Here is a 17342-nt window from a genome sequence, read left to right on the forward strand (position 1 = left end):
TAAAGGAGAGATTAATATTGCAGCCAGCTGAAATTGAAATGCTAAAGAAATTGCTTTTAGACAAAAAATCTGGGATAGAAGGGTATTTAAAAAATACTAAAGAAAATCAGGTTGCAAGCTTTAGCACACTATATTCAAATGAGGTGTCAAACTATGACAATCATCCAGCTGACATTGCATCAGACCTATTTGAAGCAGAAAAGAACTTGAGCTTAAAGGCTGACATGAAAAGGAAGCTTGAGCTGATTGAAAAAGCACTCTCCAAAATTGAAAAGGGAAACTTTGGCTACTGTATGTCCTGCAAAAAAGAGATTCCTTTTGATCGGCTTTTGGCAATACCTTATACAGAATTTTGTATAGAGTGTCAAAAAGATATGGAAAAGCGAGAAAATTATCAAACAGACCAAAGGCCAATAGAAGAAAAAGTGATGGGCAAACCTTCCAACGACAAGTTTCCAAGTCAAGGTGAAGAAGAACATGATGGCACAGATATGTGGAGTATCCTTGAAATGCACTCCACAAGCAACGGTCCACAGGATGAGATTGTATCTAATGGAAGAAATTATTACAAAAATATAAATGATATTGATGACATTGTCGAAGAAATAGATAAAATTTCTACAGATAATTTTTAAAATAGAAGGGCTATCCAAAAAGATAATTGGATAGCTTCTTTAATAAATTACCTAAAAATCATGGATTTATTGACAAAATTCTTGTAATTATTATAAAATGTTTATAAGATTATTCAAATTTTTAGGAGTTAGGAGGGTTTTATATGAGATATTTGAAGAAATTTATTTCATTATTGATTGTATTGTTATTTACTATCAACCTTTTTTCCCCTTACTTTGTCAAATCAGATAATTTATCATCGAGAGATGCATCTGTATTTCAAACCTCTCAAAACTTTTCTCAAATCCAAAATCCCCGTGAACTTTTACAAATTCAAATTAAAAAAATTTCTACTCTCCCTGAATTATTTTATGACTTAAAACCATCACCTGAGGAAAAGGTCAAAAAGATATTAATTTATTTAACAAAAGCTGTAAATCAATTTGATAGTGATACCACAATCACTAATTCAGCCTTTTTTGACTGCATTGAAAAGGCTGTAAGGCAACTTGAATTTTATCAAAAGCACAGTAGCTTTAAGAAACATTATGATTCAACTTTAGAAGGAATTAAACTGAATCTTATTGCAGTAACAAGGATAGTTACAGAGAATCTAAAAATAGTTTGCGAAAATAATCAAACTATATTTACCCAAAAACAAAAGAAAGAACTTTTAAAAGCAATTGAAGAGTTTAATAAAGGTGTTGAATTTGAAGGCAAAAAGAACAATGAACAAGCTATTCAATTTTATCGAAAAGCATGGGAAAAGTTAAATGAACTTAATATTGCTATTTTAAAGCTTCAAGATAGGGATAATGATAAATGTCCAGATTTTTTAGAAGAAAAGTTTGGTCTTAAAACAAATAAGTTAGACACCGACGGAGACAATCTTTCTGACTTTTTTGAAATATTAAAGCTTTTTAACTTTACTGATGGAAAATTAATTGATACTGATAAAGATGGTATACCAGACTGGCAAGAAGACCCTGATGAGGACAAGTTAACTAATATAGATGAACAAAAATACAATACTGACCCGCTTTTGCCAGACACAGATAACGATGGTTTAGATGACTATTTCGAAATATTTACATTTAAAAGTTCTCCTTTGAAATTTGATACGGATGAAGATGGACTGAGTGACAAAAGTGAATACTTATTAGGAACTGATCCTAATAATCCTGATTGTGATGCTGATGGTTTACCTGACGGACTTGAGGAATATAAGCAAACTTTTAAAGACGACCAAAGTGGAACAAAAGTAGAAATTGTTGCAGAAGGGGACATTTCACCCTTTGTTGAAATAAACAATCTAAAAGACGAAGAAGTATTTTCTGAAATTTACGGAATAGTTTCAACACCAGTTGATATTGAAGTATATGCACCTTTTAAAGAAGCGACAGTATTTATACCAATTGATACAAGCAAAATCCCCAATCAAGATTTTCAAAATGTAAAAATGTTTTATCTTGATGAAGATTTGATGACTTTTGTTCCACTTGACGAACAAGGTGTTGATCCTGTAAACAAAGTGGTATGGGCAAAAACAAACCATTTTACAACATTTGTATTATTTTATATCCCAACATGGAAAGCAATTTGGGAGGTTCCAATAAATAAAGGCGAAAGAGAAATAAATCAACAAGTCAATTATATAGACCTTGTATTTGTGTTAGATTCATCTGGCAGCATGAGCTGGAATGATCCAAACGGTTATAGAAAAATTGCTGCAAAATCATTTGTTGATGCCTTGATACAAGGGGATAGAGCAGCTGTTGTTGATTTCGATGATTTTGGTTATTTACTGCAGCCTTTAACGACTGATTTTCAAGCCGTAAAAAATGCAATTGACAGGATTGATAGCTGGGGCGGAACAAACATTGCAGAAGGCATTAGAATTGCAAACCAGCAATTAATTTCTTGTAGTTCTGAGGATAGAATAAAAGTAATTATACTTTTAACAGATGGAGAAGGATATTACGACAATAATCTCACAACTGAAGCAAAAAACAATGGTATAACAATATATACTATAGGTTTAGGAACCAGCGTTGACGAAAATCTTTTGAGAGATATAGCAACCCAAACAGGAGGCATGTATTTTCCTGTATCTTCTGCTTCTCAACTACCACAGGTGTTCAAGCGAATAACTGAAATAGTTACAGAACCAATTGATACAGACGAAGATGGTGTTCCAGATTCTGTTGAAATTTCAGGTGCACGAACAGGTCTTGGAACAATTGTATATTCTGATCCATCAAATCCTGATACAGATGGAGATGGAATTTTAGATGGCTTAGAAATTGGACCATTGGTTTGTGCAGCAAACGGGTATTATTACAAAGCAACAAGCAATCCGAAAAAATGGGATAGCGACAATGATGGACTTTCTGATGCAGAAGAAGATGAACTGGGAACAAAGATAAATCTTGCAGATACCGATAAAGATGGTTTGACTGATGGAAATGAAATCAGCATGGGGTATTCACCCCTTCATAAAAATTATGATGGCGATTCATATCCTGACAAACAAGAATTCGAAAAAGGACTTGATCCTTATCTTTATGATAAAACTTGGTATGAACATATCAAAGACATCTTAGCTGGTGCAACTTGCGGCGATGCAGGTGAGATTTTAGTTCGACATGGACTTTTAGCAGAAAGAACTCTAAAATCATTTGGATATTTAATTGGTCAAATAGCTTCCGGATTTATACCATTTTCAGATATAAGAGATGCTGTAGCAAGTTTGGCAAAATTAGATTTTGCAGGAGTATTAACAAATTTAATTGGCTTTATCCCTGGTGTAGGAGACTGTGCTGATATTGCAAGAACACTTACAAAATTTATTAGTTTCGGTGATGAGTGCATAAGCATTGTATCAAGGTTTATTGTTCATAAATTTGATGAATGGCAAAATGTCTTTAGAAATTCTCTGTTTTTACCTGTGTTTGCTCTTTTATGCAAAGGACAAGACAATTTTGATGTTGCAAAAAAAGTGGTAAATGGAGATTATGATAAACCTTTGAAGGCTGTCTCTGAATTTGCTCAGCACAATAATTTTGATGAAATTGCATCAATTATAAAAAATAGCAAAGTCAAATTTTCTATAACTCAAGATATACAATTAGAAAACACCGAGAGCGTTATAGCAAGAGCAAATGAGTATTTAAAAAAGAATGGGCTCAGAAGTGCCCATGTATTTGCAGAAAGAGTTGCTGTTGAAGCAGCATATGAGTATTATACAAAGCTGGGCTACAAGTGCATTTATAAAGCCAAACATGGCGTTAAAGGTCCTGATTTAATCTTTCTCACCAACACACAGCCAAGAGAGTATCTAATAGTAGAAGCAAAAGGAGCTTTAGAAAACTCAAAATATCCAACAGTAGGAGAAAGCAGGCTATTTAGCAATGTTTATAATCCCAAAATAAGAACAAAAGAAAGATTAGCACAGCTGTCTTTTAAGTGGCTTTCGACAAATCCTAAAAGGTATCTGGGCAAAGTAGAAGAAGGCATGAAAGAGTTGCTTGGTGAAGATGTTGGTAAAAAAGAGTTTGATGAGTTTCAAAAATTTTTAGAATCCAAAGGAAAATACAAAGCAGCACTGTTTTACGCTTCGCAGAATAAAAAAATTAGATGGGATGGCGGATTTGACAAATATTTTGGTATTATAGGGGACGACCCAAGTATAGAATCATTTGAAATAGTGAAGATGATATTGAAATAGTATAAAACATTATCTTAAAGGTGAGAAACGAAAGAGAATAAAAATATTTGGGGGTGAAAAATAATGGCTGAGTGGTGGGAGATTAAGCTCAATCCTAAAAAGCTCAATAAAATGTTAAAAGAAGAGTTAAGCAGGATAGAAGAAGATGAGCAATATGGTTTAATGTATGATTTCAGGCTTATAGCAGCAGGAAGGTATTACATGTATCTTGGTAACTTTGATGAGGGGAAAAAGTATATTTTGAAAGCTATTGAAGCTAAGAAAAAACGTATTGAAGAAGCTATATCAAAGCTAGGCTATGGAAATGATGCAATAGCTATGAACAAAACAAGATTAGCTAAAATGTACAGGTGGATAGGAGATATTGAGAAACTAAAACAGGAATGCTTTGAGGCTGTTAAGATTTTTAGAAAAGTTTATGAAGAAGCAAAGAAGATGAACGACTCTTTAGCAAGAAATCCTGAAGTTTGCTCATATTTTTATGTCTTGTGGGCAGATGCAGAATATTACCTTGGTAACTATCAAATGGCTGTGGATGTTGAAAAGGTTTTTGCGAAAAACACAACAGGGATTGTTTCTTCTGCTCTTGCGGAGTATATATTGAAAAACGATGTGCAGGCACTGAAAAATCAGATAAAGATTCTTGTTGAGGGTATAATAGAATTTAGATGCGAACCTGATTATGATACAAATGTATATGATCCATGGCACTGGTATGAAGAAGCAAAGAAGATTGCTGGCTTGCCAGGTATTTTTAGTATATTTGATCCTTCTCCTCCTATTCTGCCGGTTTGCTAATTCATATTTGTTTCGTATATAATTTGATTTATAAGCAATAACAAATTTCATTTAGGAGGTAATTAACATGAGTACACCTTCTTTTATGTTTTTGGAATACAAATTAAAACTTTTAAGTTTACCAAAGAGGGATATTAAAGAGTTTGAAGAACAGTTTATAGTATTTATTCAAATTTTCTGTGAAGTGCTGTTGCCAGAAATGGAAGATTACTTTCCTAACAGTGCATTAAATAATACTTATTGGTCAAATATTTACTATGACTGGTCAGAAATCGAGAGACTTGAGAATAATGTCTATCGTGTAAAGTTGGCTTTTGCTCATGATTTTACTCTATCAAAAAGGGGGAAGAAAAAGTTTGCTGAAGAGTGTAAAGATTTTGTTAGAAGGCTAAATAAATTCTTTGAAATTTTTGAATTTGATGTTAGATTTGAAGATGAGCCATTTAATATAGAATACTACGACCCTGATTCTGAAGAGAATGACGACGAAGATTTGTTTTTATATGATGATGACGATGATTTGTTTGGCTAATATTATAATATCATAACATAGTTGTACATGATTCAAGGTGATTCAATGGTTTACTGGATTATAATTATGTCAACTTTTGTGTTAGACCAGCTAACAAAGGCAAGAGCAGAAAAATTTTTTGTATATAGACCTGTCAATTTACTGGGTGGAATTTTATCACTTACCTATGTACAAAACAGGGGTGGGGCTTTTTCCATCTTAGAGGGGAAAAGAAGATTTTTTATAATTGTTTCAATAATCCTCATTTTGTTTTTATGTTATGTGATATTCAAGTCAACAAACAATCTTTACAAGTTTTCTTTTTCGCTGATAGTAGGAGGAGCAACAGGAAATCTTTTTGATAGGATTATTAAAGGTTATGTGGTGGATTTTATAGACATAAAAGTAATTCCTGTCTTTAATCTTGCTGATTTCTTTATAACCTGTGGAGTGTTTCTTTTGATATTTTTGATTCTGAGAGAAGGGGGCGAAGAGTTATTTCTGAAGAAAAAACCTTGACAGTAGAAGGTTTTGACGGACGACTGGATAGGTATCTTTCAGAGGTTCTTTCTAAAACTCGTAGTTTTGTTCAAAAGATAATAGAAGAAGGAAATGTATGGGTAAATCAAACACAAGTTTTAAAACCTGCATATAAAGTCAGGAGTGGAGATATAATCAGAGTCGTGATTCCTGAACCTAAACAGCTATCCCTTGTTGCTCAAGATATAGATATTGAAGTTGTATATGAAGATGAACACTTAGCTGTAATAAATAAACCACGAGGTATGGTTGTTCATCCTGGGGCAGGTAATTTTGAAAATACTCTTGTAAACGCTCTTTTGCACAAGTTCAGTGGGAAACTTAGCAGTATAAACGGGGTTATAAGACCTGGAATTGTCCACAGACTTGACAAAGACACATCGGGACTTTTAATTGTTGCTAAAACAGATGAAGCACATATTAAACTTTCTGAAGAATTAAAATCTCATCAAATAAAAAGGATATATTATGCTATATGTGAAGGTGTGTTAAAAGAAGATAGCGGTGTAGTTGATGCACCGATTGGGAGGCACCCTGTAAACAGACTAAAAATGGCTGTAATTCCAAATGGTAAACAAGCAGTTACTTATTTTGAGGTTTTGGAAAGGTATGATAAATACACTTTTGTAAAACTCCGATTAAAAACAGGAAGAACTCACCAGATAAGAGTCCATATGTCGTACATTGGTTATCCTTTGCTTGGAGATAGTACTTATGGAAGATCTAAAAATGAATTTGGTATTCAAGGTCAAGTTCTTCATGCAGGTGAGATTAAGTTTGTTCATCCAATAACTTCAGATGTGCTGCACTTTTCAACCGAGCTACCTGAATACTTTCTTGAGATTTTAAATATACTGAGAAGCAGAAACAGTAAATACCATGTATAACATTAAAAACCATAGACAAACTCTACATTTTGGTGTTATAATGACTAAAAAATAAACAAAAATCGAATAGTGGCTTTAAGAGAATTTAAGACCTTTAAGCTGGCCCTGTGAGGCGGCAAGGTTAAAATAAGAGAAGTCGAGAATATTAAGCATGTAAAAAAAGCTTCTTGCCAATTCACAGGCAGGAAGCTTTTTTTGTGCCAAAGGAGGTGCTGTATTTTGGAAAAATTTAAAGAAATTATGGATGCCAATCAAATGCGACGGGCTTTAGTCAGGATTTCACACGAGATACTTGAAAAGAACAAGGGCGTTGAAAATATTTGCCTTGTTGGGATTCAGCGAAGAGGTGTAACTCTGGCAAAAAGGATACAGGAAAACATAGAAATGATAGAAGGTGTAAAGCTTCCTCTGGGCATTCTTGACATAACATTTTACAGGGACGATTTGAGTCTGCTTTCTGAACATCCGACAGTAAACTCTACAAGAATTGATTTTGATATAAACAATAAGAAGATAGTTTTAGTAGATGACGTACTTTTTACAGGCAGAACAGTAAGAGCAGCAATTGAAGCTTTGATGGATATGGGAAGACCAAAGATGATTCAGCTTGCAGTGTTAATTGACAGAGGACACAGAGAACTTCCAATTAGGGCTGACTATGTAGGAAAAAATGTTCCAACTTCGAGAAAAGAGATTGTTCACGTTCTTGTTGATGAGTTTGACAACGACAACAGAGTAATAATTGAACAGCTTGATAGGGAAATATAACCTTAAAAGAAAGGAGAAATTTTTGAAAATGAACAGAGTTGTTCAGGTTGAAGAAAAGCTTCCATTTTTGAAAACCTTGCCTTTGAGTCTTCAACATCTTTTTGCCATGGTTGGTGCAACAATCTTAGTTCCTATTCTGGTAGGACTTAGTCCAACTGTTGCTCTCTTTACAAGTGGTGTGGGAACCATAATATATATTCTTGTAACAAAAAACAAAATACCTGCATATCTTGGCTCTTCCTTTGCATTTATCAATCCTATTATCACAGTCTCTGCTTCACTTGGAGGAAAAGAATACGCTCTTGCCGGATGCATTGCATCAGGTGTTGTATATCTGATTGTAGCATTTCTTGTCTACCTGTTTGGAACAAACTGGATTGACAGGCTACTGCCACCCGTTGTTGTAGGTCCTGTTGTAATGATTATTGGACTTTCTCTTGCAAGAGCAGCAGCTGTAAAATCAGCAGGACTTTTCAAAGAGGTTATAAAAGATGGGCAGATTTTAGAAGTTGCCGTCAACGTCATAAAAAGTCCTGTTTGCTGGGTTTCTATATTTACATTGCTTGTTGCCGTGTTTGGCTCTGTTTACTTTAAAGGATTTTTTAAAGTCATACCTGTTTTGATTGGACTTGTAAGTGGATACCTTTTTGCATATGTGCTTGACTTGATTGGTATGAACACAAATCTTCTCAATTCATTCTATCCAAATGGCAAGTATATTCCTTTTTTGAATTATGAAGTTATCAAGAATGCAAAGTGGCTGGGACTTCCTCAGTTCACATTCCCTAAATTTTCACTCTCTGCTATTTTAGCTATTGCTCCAATTGCCATAGTTACAATAACAGAACATATTGGACATCTTCTTGTAACAAATAATGTTGTGGGAAGAGACTTTACAAAAAATCCTGGGCTTCACAGGTCATTAGCAGGAGATGGACTTGCAACAATTGCTGCAGGTTTTTTTGGAGGTCCTCCTAATACAACATATGGTGAAAATATCGGCGTTATGGCTATAACAAAGGTGTACAGCACATGGGTAATCTTGTGGGCAGCAATTCTGGCAATTTTACTTTCATTTGTCCAAAAGCTTGGTGCTCTTATTCAGGTAATTCCTTCACCTGTAATTGGAGGAATCAGTATCTTGCTGTTTGGTGTTATTGCTTCATCTGGTTTGAGAATGATGATTGAAAACAAGGTGGACTTGTCTCAAACACGCAACCTTGTAATTGCTTCTGTGGTTTTAATAATTGGTGTTGGTGGAACAAGACTTAAATTTTTTAACATTGAATTTGAAGGAATGGCTCTTGCTACATTTGTCGGAATAATCTTAAATCTTCTTTTACCAGAGTCAAAAGAACTCAAAGTAGCAAAGACAAAAGAAGCTTTAGAACCAAACAATTAAGGGTAGGGGTATTTTCCCTACCTTTTTTGTAAACAATCGGAGGTGAATAAATTGAAACATTTGCTTGGTTTAAGAGAGATTTCAAAAGAGGATATTTTAAAAATACTCAACCTTGCAAAAGATATGAAGACAATTTTAAAGAGTGAAACTAAAAAGACTCCTCATCTGCAGGGGTATTCGGTTGTAACTCTGTTTTATGAAAATAGTACCAGAACACGAACATCGTTTGAGCTTGCAGCAAAGTTTATGAGTGCCAATACAACCTCTATATCTGTGCAAACCAGCAGTGTGCAGAAAGGAGAGTCTTTGCTTGACACTGTAAAAACTTTGGAAGCTCTAAAAACAGATGTGCTAATTGTCAGACATTCAGTTTCTGGTGTGCCGCATTTTATTGCCAAAAACTGCTCATTTTCGGTCATAAACGCTGGTGATGGAATGAATGAGCATCCAACACAGGCACTACTTGATATGTTCACAATTAGAGAAAGGCTTGGAACAATTGAGAAATTGAAGATAGCAATCATTGGCGATATTCTTCACAGCAGGGTTGCAAGGAGCAACATTTGGGGACTTTCCAAGTTTGACAACCAAATCACAGTGTTTGGACCACAAACACTTATTCCACCTTATATTGAAAACTTTGCCAATGTTGCATCTTCTTTGGAAGAGGCAGTCTCAGGAAAAAATGTTGTAATAGATTTGAGGATTCAGCTTGAGAGACAAAAACGGGGCTTTATAACCTCAAAGCAAGAATATTACAAATTTTATGGGTTAAACGAAGATATAATGAAATATGTTTCAGACAACACCTTGATTATGCACCCTGGTCCTGTCAACAGAGGAGTTGAAATCTCTTCAGAAATTATGCAACTGCCAAATTCAACTATCAATGAGCAAGTTACAAACGGTATTGCTGTTAGAATGGCAGTTTTATACCTTTGCACACGCAAGGAGGGAATTTACAGGTGATGATATTGATAAAAAATGCACAGATTGTAAATAGTATTCACGACAAACTTGAAAAAGTTGATATATTGATAGTTGATGACAAGATAGAAAAAATTGGTAAAGGCATAGAAGAAAATCCAAATAAGATGATTGTAATAGATGCAAGTGACAAGTATGTAATGCCAAGCTTTACCGATATTCACTGTCATTTGCGAGAACCTGGTTTTGAGTACAAAGAAGACATAAAGAGCGGTAGCAGGTCTGCTGCAGCAGGAGGATTTACAACCATCTGCTGTATGCCAAATACAAACCCTCCTATAGACAACAGAGCAATGGTTGCGTATATAAAATACCGTGCAAAAGAGGTCTCACCAATCGAGGTTTTTCCTGTTGGGGCTATAACAAAAGGATTTTCAGGAGAAGAGCTTGCAGAGATAGGATTTATGAAAGAAGAAGGGGCTATTGCTATATCAGATGATGGAAAGTGTGTTATGAACGCAAATATTATGAGAAATGCTCTTTTGTACTCAAAAGATTTTTCGATACCTGTCATTTCACACTGTGAGGATACGAACTTGTCTGAAGGAGGACAGATAAATTTAGGATATGTGTCAACAATCACAGGACTCAGAGGAATTCCACGCGAGGCAGAATCAGTTATCGTTGCAAGAGATATTCTTCTTGCAAAGGAGACAAAAGCACATCTTCATATAACCCATGTGTCCACCAAAGAATCTGTCAGGCTTATAAAAATGGCAAAAGAATGGGGTGTAAATGTCACGGCTGACACATGCCCGCATTATATAAGTCTTACAGAAGAAGAAGTGCTTGGATTTAACACAAACGCAAAAGTAAACCCTCCTCTGAGAACACAAGAGGATGTTGAAGCTCTAATTGAAGGATTAAAAGAAGGTGTAATTGACTGTATATCAACAGACCATGCCCCGCATCATAAAGATGAAAAGAATGTCGAGTTTAATCTTGCTGCAAGCGGAACAATTGGGTTTGAGACTGCATTTTCTGTGCTGTTCACATATCTTGTTGAGAAGAATGGGGTTGAATTGGGGAAAGTGGTTGAGCTTTTGAACCAAAATCCCAGAAAAGTAATTGGACTTCCCCCAAATGTTATAAGAGAAGGACAAAAAGCCAACCTTGTAATTGTGGATTTAAAGAAAAAGTGGGAAGTAAAAGAAGAAAACATTGTGTCAAAGTCAAAAAATAGTGTGTTTTTAGGAAAATTTTTGACTTCTTATGTTGAGACAGTAATATACAATGGGAAGATATTAAAAAAGGACGGTGTTTTGAATTGCTGAACTTTTCTGATAGGCTAATTGAGTCTGTAAAAAAGAAAAATAGTGTTCTTATAGCAGGAATTGATACAAGCATTGAAAATATACCAGATTATTTTATCAAAAGATTTTATGATAAAGAAAAAAGCGAGATTGACAATTTAAAAACCATTTTGTTTGAATACAACCGAAGGATTATCGATGCTGTGGAAGAAAATGTGGTTGGAGTAAAGTTTCAGGCAGCATTCTTTGAACAGTACTCTTACCATGGATTTGAGGTTTTGCATAAACTCTGTGAATATGCAAAAAACAAAAAGCTTGTGGTAATCTTTGATGGTAAAAGGAACGACATCTCAAGCTCTGCAAAAGGATACTCAAACGCTTACCTTGGCGAGACACCTGTTTTTGGTAAAAAAATAAGGTTTTTTGAGTTTGATGCAATCACCACAAACCCTTATCTTGGCCAAGATGGTATAAAACCCTTTGTGGAAGACTGTGAGAGATTCAAAAAAGGTCTGTTTGTGCTTGTTAAGACTTCCAACCCTTCCTCTGCCGATTTTCAAGACCTGATGATAGAAGATAAATACCTCTTCGAATTGGTAGCTGAAAAAGTTTATGAATGGGGAAAAAACTGTATAGGGAAAGAAGGTTACAGTGATGTTGGTGCAGTTGTAGGGGCAACCCAGCCTGAAGCTGGTAAAAGAATAAGGGAAATCTTGCCAAACTCTTTCTTTCTTGTACCAGGAATCGGTGTGCAGGGAGGAAAAGTAGAAGATTTGAAATATTTTGTGGACAGCAACAACATGGGCATAATAGTAAATTCGTCGCGTGATATAATCTATGCATACAAAAACTATGTTCATTCTGATTTTGAAAAGAGTAGCTACTTAGCTTCAAAAAGTATCAAAGAAAGTATCAACGCAGCAATCTCTTAAAGAAATAAAATCTCAGAAGGGGTGAAACTTTAAAGTGCCACTTAGAAAAGATATCAAAAAGGTTTTGGTCATTGGTTCAGGACCAATTATAATTGGTCAGGCAGCTGAGTTTGACTATTCAGGAAGCCAGGCTTGCAAGGCATTAAAAGAAGAGGGTATTGAGGTTGTTCTTATAAACTCAAACCCAGCAACAATAATGACAGACAAAACTATGGCAGACAGTATCTATATTGAGCCTATAACCTGTGAGATAATAGAAAAGATAATTCAAAAAGAAAAAGTTGACTCTATATTACCAACACTTGGAGGGCAAACAGGTCTTAACACTGCTGTTGAACTTTACAAAAATGGGATCCTTGACAAATACAATGTCAAGGTAATTGGAACAAATATTGAAGCCATTGAGTTTGCAGAAGATAGACAACTTTTTAAACAGCTGATGATAAAAATTGGCGAACCTGTTGTTCCGAGTGAGGTTGTAAACTGTGTAGAAGATGGTCTTGCGTTTGCAAAGAAAATAGGCTTTCCTGTTATAATAAGACCGGCATATACCCTTGGTGGGACTGGCGGTGGTATTGCAAACAATGAAGAGGAGTTTGTTGAGATTGCAAGAAGAGGTCTTTCGTACAGTCCTGTGCACCAAATACTTGTAGAGAAAAGTATAAAAGGGTGGAAAGAGATAGAGTATGAGGTTATGCGAGACTCAAACGGATGCCTGATTACTGTGTGTAATATGGAAAATATTGACCCGGTCGGAATTCATACAGGCGATAGCATTGTTGTTGCACCATCGCAGACACTTTCTGATAAAGAATATCAAATGCTAAGATCATCTGCTCTCAAAATCATAGATGCTCTGAAGATTGAAGGAGGGTGCAATGTTCAGTTTGCTCTAAATCCTGATAGCTTTGAATATGCAGTAATTGAAGTAAATCCAAGGGTCAGCCGCTCATCTGCTTTAGCTTCAAAAGCGACAGGGTATCCAATTGCCAGAATTGCTGCAAAGATTGCGCTTGGCTATACACTTGACGAAATAGAAAATGCTATTACAAAAATGACATACGCAAGCTTTGAACCAGCTCTTGACTATGTTGTTCTGAAAATTCCACGCTGGCCGTTTGACAAGTTCACTTATGCAAACAGAAAGCTTGGTACACAGATGAAGGCAACTGGAGAGGTCATGGCAATTGGAAGAACGTTTGAAGAAAGCCTTTTAAAAGGGATAAGATCTCTTGACATAGGGCTGGACTACTTAGACCTTCCAGAGCTAAAGAGTTTAGATAACGAAAGTCTCTCACAACTTATAATCGAGGCTGATGACAGAAGAATATTTGCACTTGCTGAGGCTATAAGAAGAGGATATGAAGTAGAATACCTATACCAAATCAGTAAAGTAGACAGATTTTTCCTTCACAAGATTAAAAATATAATCGAGAAGGAAGAGAGAATAAAAAAAGAGGAACTAAACAGCAGTATTCTGCTTGAAGCAAAGAAGATGGGGTTCAGTGACAAGACAATTGCAAGTCTCAAAGGGATATCTGAAAATGATGTGAGGAGTTTGAGAAAAAGCCTAAACATAACACCGGTATACAAAATGGTTGATACATGTGCAGCAGAATTTGAAGCAAAAACTCCGTATTATTACTCAACATATGAAAGAGAAAATGATGTAGCAGTATCACAAACATCAGATACACAGAGAAAAATTGTTGTTTTGGGCTCAGGTCCGATTAGAATTGGTCAGGGAATTGAGTTTGATTATACTTCTGTACACAGTGTTTATGCACTCTCAAAGCTTGGCATAAAATCTGTCATTATAAACAACAACCCCGAAACTGTAAGCACTGATTTTGATACCTCAGATATGCTCTTTTTTGAACCTCTCACAAAAGAAGATGTGTTAAATGTCATTGAAACAGTAAAGGCAGAGGGTGTGATAGTCCAATTTGGTGGTCAGACAGCTATAAAACTTTCTCAGCAGCTTGCAAAAGAGGGTATCAAGATCTTTGGTACAAGCGCAGAGGGAATAGATATTGCCGAAGACAGAGAAAGATTTGACAAAATCTTGAACAAGCTCAACATCAAAAGACCTCCAGGCTTTACATGTTATACACTGCAAGAAGCACTAAGAATAGCAAACTCATTGGGATATCCTGTGCTTGTGCGGCCATCATACGTTCTTGGAGGACAGGGTATGAAGATTGCCTTTGACGATGACGATATTGTGGAGATGCTCAGCTATGCAAAAAATTTAAATAGCCACCCCATCCTCATTGACAAATACATCGTCGGAAAAGAAATAGAGGTTGATGCTATATCTGATGGCGAGGATATCTTGATACCCGGGATAATGGAACATATTGAAAGAGCGGGTGTTCATTCGGGAGACAGTATTTCACTGTATCCTGCAAGGAATATTTCAAAGTATATTGAAGAGAAGATTGTCGAATACACCCTCAAAATAGCAAGAGAGCTTGAATGCAAAGGGCTTATGAACGTGCAGTTTATTGTTCAAAATGAAGAACTTTATGTTATCGAAGTAAATCCAAGAGGCAGCAGAACGGTACCGTTTTTGAGTAAGGTAACTGGTGTCCCTATGGTTGAGCTTGCAACAATGGTATGTTTGGGGTATAAGTTGAAAGATTTGGTAACTACAATTAGGCTTTTGCCGAAAAAAGATTTCTATGCCTTTAAAGTTCCTGTTTTCTCATTTGAAAAACTGCCTGATGTTGAAGTATCACTTGGTCCTGAGATGAAGTCAACAGGTGAGGTTATGGGAATTTCGAAAGACTATTATGTTGCTCTCTACAAAGGGCTTGTTGCAAGCGGAACAAAGCTTCCATTAGAAGGTGGAGTGCTTTTTACTGTTGCCGACCCTGATAAAAATGAAATCATCCCAATTGCTGAGAAGTTTGAAAAGCTTGGATTCAAAATATATGCAACATCAAAGACTGCAAAACACCTGAATTTTTATCAGGTTGCTGCAAATTATGTTAAAAAAGTGTCTGAAGGAAGTCCAAATATAATAGATTTGATTAGAAAGGGAGAAATAAATATTGTTATCAATACTCCTACAAAAGGAAGGCAGCCGCAAAGAGATGGTTTTTTGATAAGAAGGTTTGCTGTGGAAAATAAGGTACCAATCTTCACTTCAGTTGATACTGCAAAGGCTGCAGTTGAAATTATTGAGTTTCTAAAACAAAAAAGAGAGCTTGACATATTTAACATAGGAGAGATTGATAATGAAGCTATTAGACGTTAGAATTGAAGAAAATGTAAAGATTGCAAATGATATATTTCTTCTGTCATTTGAATCTGAATATTTGGCAGAAAATTTTAAACCGGGCAATTTTGTGAATATTCTAATTGATAAAGAGAGCATTTATCCTCTTTTGAGAAGACCTTTCAGCATCTCTTTTGTTGAGGGAAAAAGAGTCTTTATCGGTTACAAAGTGGTAGGTAAAGGCACAAAACTTCTTTCTCAAAAATCAAAAGGAGATGCTATTGATATCTTAGGTCCACTTGGAAACTCATTTTTGACAGACACATTCGACGGTAAGGTTGCTGTAATTGGAGGGGGGGTTGGAATTTTCCCTCTTGTTGGTCTTTGTAAAGTGCTAAAAAATAGAGGCAATAAAGTTGATGTATTTCTTGGATTCAGAAGTATAAACTCCATGTTTTTGATAGAAAAATTCAAAAGCATTTGTGACAATACCTTAATAGCAACAGATGATGGCAGTAGCGGTTATAAAGGGAGTGTTGTAGAGCTTTTTAAAGCCAATTTTTCAAAAGCAGAATATAAAATTGTTTTTTGCTGTGGGCCAAAGCCTATGTTAAAGGCGATTAAAAATCTTAATCTCCCTGTAAAATGTTATGCCTCTTTAGAAGAAAAAATGGCGTGCGGGATAGGCGCATGTCTTTGCTGCAGTATAAAAGGAAAAGGTGACAAAATGTATCATGTGTGTTCAGATGGCCCTGTTTTTGATATAATGGAGGTTGAGATTGAATGAATTTAGAAGTTGAGATAGCGGGGGTAAAACTCAAAAACCCTGTTATTGCAGCATCAGGCACATTTGGTTTTGGTCGTGAATATTCAAAGTTAATTGACATAAGTGAATTTGGCGCTATATGTACAAAGGGCATCACTTTAAAAAAGAGGAATGGCAATCCCCAGCCAAGACTTTGTGAAGTGTATGGAGGGATAATAAATTCTGTAGGGCTTGAAAATCCTGGGGTCGAAGCATTTGTAAATGAAGAACTCCCTTTTTTAAAAGGCTTTAATACCAAAATCATTGCCAATATAAACGGTTTTACCAAAGAAGAGTTTGTTGAGCTTACAAAAATCTTGGGTTCGCTTGTGGATATGATTGAAGTAAATTTATCTTGTCCGAACGTGAAAGAAGGTGGAATGGTTTTTGGTAAAGATCCAGAAAAGGTCTATGAGATAACAAAGTCTGTGAAAGATGTGGCAAGCTGTCCGATCATTGTTAAACTTACACCAAATGTCACAGATATAACTCAGCTGGCAATAGCTGCAGAAAAAGCAGGAGCAGATGCAATTTCACTTATAAACACTGTGTCTGCTATGGCAATTGATATTGAAACAAGAAAACCCTTGATAAAGATGGTAACAGGTGGACTTTCAGGCCCTGCTATAAAGCCAATTGCAGTTAGAATGGTTTATGAGTGTTTCAAGAAAGTTAGAATACCTATTGTTGGCATGGGAGGAATTATGAATTACAAAGATGCCATTGAGTTTTTTATTGCTGGTGCAACTGCTATTCAGATAGGTACTGTAAATTTTATTAATCCAAAAGCTGTTTGCGAAATAAAAGAGGGAATTGAGGCTTATCTTGAAAGAAAGGGTTTTAATTCCATAAAAGAGCTTGTAGGTAACATAAATATCTGAGGTGAAAATAAAA

The 17342-nt window shown here is 35.5% G+C and carries 14 protein-coding genes; all 14 read left to right on the plus strand.

Annotation, left to right across the window (positions count from 1 at the left end; translation table 11 throughout):
* The first annotated feature begins 17 nt into the window (after nucleotides 1–17).
* Entirely contained in the window at nucleotides 18–635 is a 618-nt protein-coding gene (locus PGC14_RS05280; RefSeq protein WP_271629719.1) for a TraR/DksA C4-type zinc finger protein, read from the plus strand.
* Between the two features lie 143 nt (nucleotides 636–778).
* Nucleotides 779–4342, plus strand: coding sequence for a VWA domain-containing protein (locus tag PGC14_RS05285; RefSeq protein WP_271629720.1), 3564 nt, complete (start codon nucleotides 779–781; stop codon nucleotides 4340–4342).
* 63 nt (nucleotides 4343–4405) lie between these two features.
* A complete protein-coding gene (locus tag PGC14_RS05290; protein WP_271629721.1) occupies nucleotides 4406–5140 on the plus strand; it encodes a hypothetical protein in 735 nt (244 codons plus the stop codon).
* Nucleotides 5141–5207: 67 nt separating this feature from the next.
* Nucleotides 5208–5672 carry a hypothetical protein gene (locus PGC14_RS05295; RefSeq protein ID WP_271629722.1) on the plus strand — a complete coding sequence of 155 codons (465 nt, stop codon included), beginning with the start codon at nucleotides 5208–5210 and terminating at the stop codon, nucleotides 5670–5672.
* A 45-nt stretch (nucleotides 5673–5717) separates the two neighbouring features.
* Nucleotides 5718–6170 carry a signal peptidase II gene (gene lspA / locus PGC14_RS05300; RefSeq protein WP_271629723.1) on the plus strand — a complete coding sequence of 151 codons (453 nt, stop codon included), beginning with the start codon at nucleotides 5718–5720 and terminating at the stop codon, nucleotides 6168–6170.
* A complete protein-coding gene (locus tag PGC14_RS05305; protein WP_271629724.1) occupies nucleotides 6167–7078 on the plus strand; it encodes an RluA family pseudouridine synthase in 912 nt (303 codons plus the stop codon). Before lspA ends, PGC14_RS05305 begins: the two co-directional genes overlap by 4 nt.
* A 219-nt stretch (nucleotides 7079–7297) precedes the next feature.
* Nucleotides 7298–7846, plus strand: coding sequence for a bifunctional pyr operon transcriptional regulator/uracil phosphoribosyltransferase PyrR (gene pyrR / locus PGC14_RS05310; RefSeq protein ID WP_271629725.1), 549 nt, complete (start codon nucleotides 7298–7300; stop codon nucleotides 7844–7846).
* A 28-nt stretch (nucleotides 7847–7874) separates the two neighbouring features.
* Nucleotides 7875–9248 carry a uracil permease gene (gene uraA, locus PGC14_RS05315; protein ID WP_013290476.1) on the plus strand — a complete coding sequence of 458 codons (1374 nt, stop codon included), beginning with the start codon at nucleotides 7875–7877 and terminating at the stop codon, nucleotides 9246–9248.
* A 51-nt stretch (nucleotides 9249–9299) separates the two neighbouring features.
* Nucleotides 9300–10217: an aspartate carbamoyltransferase catalytic subunit gene (locus PGC14_RS05320; RefSeq protein ID WP_271629726.1), complete on the plus strand. Its 918-nt coding sequence runs from the start codon at nucleotides 9300–9302 to the stop codon at nucleotides 10215–10217.
* On the plus strand, nucleotides 10217–11509 hold the full coding sequence (locus PGC14_RS05325; protein ID WP_271629856.1) for a dihydroorotase: 1293 nt from the start codon (nucleotides 10217–10219) through the stop codon (nucleotides 11507–11509). The genes PGC14_RS05320 and PGC14_RS05325 overlap by 1 nt, the downstream gene beginning before the upstream one ends.
* Nucleotides 11503–12420: an orotidine-5'-phosphate decarboxylase gene (gene pyrF, locus PGC14_RS05330; protein WP_271629727.1), complete on the plus strand. Its 918-nt coding sequence runs from the start codon at nucleotides 11503–11505 to the stop codon at nucleotides 12418–12420. Before PGC14_RS05325 ends, pyrF begins: the two co-directional genes overlap by 7 nt.
* 34 nt (nucleotides 12421–12454) lie before the next feature.
* A complete protein-coding gene (gene carB / locus PGC14_RS05335; protein ID WP_271629728.1) occupies nucleotides 12455–15682 on the plus strand; it encodes a carbamoyl-phosphate synthase large subunit in 3228 nt (1075 codons plus the stop codon).
* Complete coding sequence (locus tag PGC14_RS05340) at nucleotides 15663–16430, plus strand: dihydroorotate dehydrogenase electron transfer subunit (protein WP_271629729.1); 768 nt, start codon at nucleotides 15663–15665, stop codon at nucleotides 16428–16430. The genes carB and PGC14_RS05340 overlap by 20 nt, the downstream gene beginning before the upstream one ends.
* Nucleotides 16427–17329, plus strand: coding sequence for a dihydroorotate dehydrogenase (locus PGC14_RS05345; protein WP_271629730.1), 903 nt, complete (start codon nucleotides 16427–16429; stop codon nucleotides 17327–17329). The genes PGC14_RS05340 and PGC14_RS05345 overlap by 4 nt, the downstream gene beginning before the upstream one ends.
* Nucleotides 17330–17342 lie beyond the last annotated feature (13 nt).

The organism is Caldicellulosiruptor sp. DIB 104C, assembly GCF_028198085.1.
Taxonomy (GTDB): Bacteria; Bacillota; Thermoanaerobacteria; order Caldicellulosiruptorales; family Caldicellulosiruptoraceae; genus Caldicellulosiruptor; species Caldicellulosiruptor saccharolyticus.